Genomic DNA, 4,677 nt, shown 5'->3' on the forward strand with positions numbered 1-4,677 from the left:
TTCTCTTTGTTGTGGTAAACAAGAGTGTAAGGCGTTGCTTATTTTTTTCAACTATTTCCCAATTCTATACAGCCCCTAGTATACTATCTATATTTTCATTACAATAAAGTAACAATATCGCAGGCTGATTACAGATCGTCATTACGGTCTTCGATGTCTACGATTTATCTATCTTTACTGATACTTATTTCTTTAGCGATAACGCTAACAGCTATATTAACTATCTTATATACTCTGCTGGCAATCATGTCAGTAGACAAAGGATTTCTATGTTTGCTCATTATACTATTCAGCGTCATTCACAGCGTAATATTGCAGTGAATGGTCAAGCTGACAGCCCGCAATGGACCTTCCGTCAAAGTATGTACACTCCTCTGCGCATGGGCATTGTTATCGCGCTGAGTTGTACGGCGTTACAAGTACAAGCTGCCAATAATGATCAAGAATATAATGAATTACTACCATCAGAAGCGGCGTTCGAATACGAAGGTTATGAAGTAACGCAGGATAGCGATGAGTCGTTAACCAGTGCTGATCCATTAGCTCAACCTGCTAAAGTCGTTAGCAAGGAATTTGTCGCCCAGCAAGCCAAGCTGTTTTTTGAATGTACGGATGTACAGACTAGCGCTGCGCGTTTGGCTTGTTTTGATAAAGTCGCTGAGCAAGGTAAGACACCAAGCTATACGATGAACAAACAGTCAGTAGATTTGGCCAAAACCTTTAAGACCACTATTTCAGGTAAGCCGCAATTCGTTTTTGTAGAAGAAAACTCCACTATCGTTGCTGATGCCAGTAATGACTCTACTGATCCAGATGTCAGCCAAACAGCGACTTCTGAGAGTTTGGATACCATTGGATTGACCACAAGAGAAGCAAAGGTATTAGAGGATGTCGGTGTTACCCAAACTGATATCGAAAAATTTACGCCGCTGAGTTTGTCTTATGACTTGGATAAAAACAGCGAGCGTGGAACATGGACGGTAAGACCGCATCGACCGACCTATCTATTACCATTATTTTACACTTTTGATCCTAATTTAGGTCCCGATACGCCATCACAAGACAAAGAGTCTTTTACGTCTAACGATGTGCGCAATACTGAGCTAAAGTTCCAGTTGTCTTTAAAGACCAAAGTCGCAGAAGATTTGTTCGATACCAGTGCTGATTTATGGTTTGGTTATACCCAAGAGTCGCATTGGCAAGTCTATAACGAAGACAACTCTCGTCCATTTCGCGCCACTGATTATCAACCCGAAATATTTTTGACCCAACCGGTGACCGCTGACTTACCTTTTGGTGGGCGTCTACGCATGTTGGGCGCAGGTGCTATCCACCACTCAAACGGGCAAGACGATCCGTTATCACGCTCATGGAATCGTGCCTATTTGATGGCAGGGGCTGAGTGGGGCAAGCTGTCAGTGATACCGCGTCTGTGGGCTCGAGTAAAAAATGAGAACGCTGATAGCGATGATAATCCAGATATTGAGGACTTCATGGGTTATGGCGATGTCAAGTTCTTATATGATCTACCAGATCAGCAGAGCTTGAGTGGTACGTTACGCTACAACCCAAGCACCAATAAAGGGGCGGCGCAAATTGATTATATTTATCCCTTATCAAAAAACGTCAATGGCTTTGTGCAGCTATTCCAAGGTTATGGCGAGTCCATCATCGATTACAATCATGAAAACACCTCTATTGGCTTCGGTATCGTGCTCAATGATTGGAAAGGCTTCTAATATCAGCATATACCTTGATAATAGTTCATGCGTCACTTAGCGCCTTACCAAACTGGGCTATGGCTGGCGGAGTATGGAGACATACGCTGCCAGTTATGCCGTGTTTACCGTAGTACACCACAATATCAGCTACCCCAATTATCACAGCTATCGCAGCAGCATTTGCCATCACATAGCGCTGATATACTCAATGTCACTTCTAGCATTAGACCCTCAAATAGCGTTAGACTGCCAAGCAACAATACTTACGTTACTAAGCTCCGCCTTTATATCAATCGCCGTCTAAGCAGCGGTTTATTATGTGCGCATTGTCATCATAGTATGGTTTGGTTACCCAAGCCTTTTGACGTGGATATCGCTGCTGGTACGGCACTGACCATTCAAACCGCTACTTATTACGATTATCCCATGCGTCAGGCTATCAGAGCTTTTAAGCATCACGAAGATATGACCAAGCTACCACTGCTACTGCATGCCTTGCGTCAATTACCCCGTCCTCACGGCTGTCATCATGATAATAGCGTCATTGTCGCTATGCCGACTACCAACCAACGATTGGTCAAACGCGGATTTGACCCTGTCAGTATCTTATCAGCACAACTGTCTAAGCATTGGCAAATACCGCTGTGGCATGGCATCAAGCGTATCGACAACACTATAAGCCAGCAAGGGCTGACACGAGCTGAGCGCTTAAGCAATTTAGATAATGCTTTTGCGCTTATCGAGACACCACCCGTCAAGCGTTTATTGTTCTTCGATGATGTCTCGACTACAGGGGCGAGCTTGCAGGCCCTAGCGCGTACCCTATATGTCTCGTCTGATATAACCTCATCAATAAATACCCAAGCCCTCCATAAATACCATCTCTTTGCTTATGCATTGGCGCATGGAAGTCAATCATAAAAACCGCCAGTCTCTATTCGTAACCACTAATATGTTGCTAATATGTTGCCGTAACGCTATATTGTTAAAATTAATATAGTAATTTGTTAAATATTAACCGTGTAAGTGCTTCATTGCTCGATAAAACCTATTAACAAATTAATGAATAATAGCTGTCTTAGAGCATTTGCTCATTGCTCAGCATTTTATGCGAAGTTATCACTACATATCATGGAACAAAAATTGCATGGTATATAGTGAGTAGACGGCAAAAATCAGCGACCTATCATTATGGTTAAACCAGTATTCGTGTCATGTAAGTATTAGGGTCATATCAATAGTGGCAGTTATAAATGTAGTTATAAACAGGAATTTGATGTGAACGCATCTGCGAATAACCGATTATCTAAGCTAAGCATGACCAGCTCAGGGTTTACTCTGATTGAGCTGATGGTAACGATTGCTGTGCTTGCTATTATTGTGAGCATCGCTGCGCCTAATATTAGCAATCAGTTGGCAAATCAAAGAGTGAAGTCGACGACTGCTACGCTGGTTAATGCGTTAAAAGAGGCTAAAGTTGAGAGCGTGATTCGTCGACAAGTAATTACTGTAACTATTAATAATAATAGTACCAATGCAGGTACTCTTGTCCTCGAAGATGCCAAGGAAAACTTAATTGGCACTTATACGTATGATGCCAAAAGTACTATTAGCGGTAAAGACAGTAAGAATAAAGCTAAAAGCGTTTCAGTATTTAGTCCTGATAAAACTGCTGATAATGAAGTGACGTACAACATTTGCGATAGCAATACCTCCGCTGCGCCTAGACAAATAGAAGTGAGTAAACTGGCGGCGATTAATACTGAGCTTGGAGGAACCTGCTAATGTATAAACTCAGCTCGCAGCGTGGGGTAGGTTTAGTAGAAGTACTAGTCGCTTTATTATTGCTCGCAGTTGCAGTTTTGGGCTTTACTGCTATGCAGATGGCAGCAGTAAAAGCCACTGATGAGAGTTTAATGCGTACACGAGCTTTAACAGTAATGAGAGGTGGCGCAGAAACAATGCGCACCAATCCTGATGGTATTAATGCGTTTAAAGCAGCGCTAAATGGTAACTCAGACACAGTAAGTATCGATGATAAGAGCATAAAAAAAGATAGCTGCGTACAAAATACTGTTACAGCCCCTGCTGTTAGTGCTAGTTGTACGATTGAACAGTTAGCGACTCGTGATGGCCTGCTATTAAAGTCCTATGCAGTAGCTAATGATATGCTCATTGGTTTGGCTGCTGATGGCTGCCCTGGCACGGTAGGCAGCCAAGTGCGCCAATGCTTTGTTGCCAGTTGGGGCGCGACCACCTTAGCTCTAGACGATAGTGACAAAGCGTGTGCAAATGCTGATGGTACTTATAAAAATGGTGCTGAGTGCTTTATTATGGAGGCGTACTGATGTGGTCTAGTAGGACAGTAAGACAGGGACATAATAGTACCGATCGCCCTTATCAGCAGTCAGGATTTACCTTAATAGAGCTCATGATCTCTTTGATACTCGGCTTGATTATATCGGCAGCAGCGATGCAGGTGTATATCATCAACGTAAAAACCAGTAGTATCCAAGCCAGTGGTAGTGAGCTCCAAGATGCTAGCGTATTTGGGTTACAACAGTTAGAGAGAAAGGTACGCTTAGCCAATCTAGGTAATCCTGAAACCCAAATCACGAGCGCCACTAACAAAGGTGGAGTAGTACTCACCGCCGCCAATCTCGGTATTGCCACTACGCCTTATACCGGTATGGGCTATTTGACCAGACGTGCAGGCGACAGTAGGGGCGGTACTAATGGCTGGACAGGTATCTCAAATATAAAAGATGTACCCAGCGATCAGTTGACTATTCAATATACCAATATAACCGGTAGTCGCATGAATGACTGCGAGGGTTCGACGGTTGAGCTCAATGACACTGTCGTGGAGCGTTACTTTTTACGCCAAAAAACTGACGATACTAGGGCGTGTCATCAATTAGCATAGATATTTCAGAATAAGCTATACTTAGATCGT

Annotated in this window: 5 protein-coding genes; all 5 read left to right on the forward strand. The window is 43.1% G+C overall.

Annotation, left to right across the window (positions count from 1 at the left end; all coding sequences use genetic code 11):
* The first annotated feature begins 269 nt into the window (after positions 1–269).
* The 5 genes from EI162_RS13465 to EI162_RS13485 all read left to right on the forward strand — a co-directional run bounded on the left by EI162_RS13465 (position 270) and on the right by EI162_RS13485 (position 4,647).
* Positions 270–1,739 carry a phospholipase A gene (locus EI162_RS13465; RefSeq protein ID WP_192524826.1) on the forward strand — a complete coding sequence of 490 codons (1,470 nt, stop codon included), beginning with the start codon at positions 270–272 and terminating at the stop codon, positions 1,737–1,739.
* A gap of 27 nt (positions 1,740–1,766) precedes the next feature.
* Complete coding sequence (locus EI162_RS13470; RefSeq protein WP_192524827.1) at positions 1,767–2,642, forward strand: ComF family protein; 876 nt, start codon at positions 1,767–1,769, stop codon at positions 2,640–2,642.
* A 357-nt stretch (positions 2,643–2,999) separates the two neighbouring features.
* Positions 3,000–3,506 carry a prepilin-type N-terminal cleavage/methylation domain-containing protein gene (locus tag EI162_RS13475; protein WP_318779327.1) on the forward strand — a complete coding sequence of 169 codons (507 nt, stop codon included), beginning with the start codon at positions 3,000–3,002 and terminating at the stop codon, positions 3,504–3,506.
* A complete protein-coding gene (gene pilV, locus EI162_RS13480) occupies positions 3,506–4,069 on the forward strand; it encodes a type IV pilus modification protein PilV (protein ID WP_192524828.1) in 564 nt (187 codons plus the stop codon). The genes EI162_RS13475 and pilV overlap by 1 nt, the downstream gene beginning before the upstream one ends.
* A complete protein-coding gene (locus EI162_RS13485; RefSeq protein WP_192524829.1) occupies positions 4,069–4,647 on the forward strand; it encodes a PilW family protein in 579 nt (192 codons plus the stop codon). Before pilV ends, EI162_RS13485 begins: the two co-directional genes overlap by 1 nt.
* Positions 4,648–4,677: the final 30 nt, after the last annotated feature.

It is taken from the genome of Psychrobacter sp. FME6, assembly GCF_014861365.1.
Classification (GTDB): domain Bacteria; phylum Pseudomonadota; class Gammaproteobacteria; order Pseudomonadales; family Moraxellaceae; genus Psychrobacter.